Genomic DNA, 255 nt, shown 5'->3' on the forward strand with positions numbered 1-255 from the left:
CCTGCGACTTCACATCTTAAATGTTTAATCTTGCTACGTATCGTAACTCGCTGGCCCGTTCTACAAAAAGTACGACATTAGAAGTCTTCTTCCTCTGTCTGCTTGTAGGCGCAAGGTTTCAGGTTCTGTTTCACTCCCCTCCCGGGGTTCTTTTCACCTTTCCCTCACGGTACTATTCGCTATCGGTCACCAGGTAGTATTTAGCCTTAGGGGGTGGTCCCCCTATCTTCCCACAGAATTTCACGTGCTCCGTGG

At 49.0% G+C, this 255-nt stretch carries 1 rRNA gene; it reads right to left on the reverse strand.

What is annotated here, in order from left to right:
• A 23S ribosomal RNA gene (locus ACU68Y_RS09235) occupies window positions 1–255 on the reverse strand; the annotation flags it as partial.

Source organism: Finegoldia sp. P1-F-LS (genome assembly GCF_052932205.1).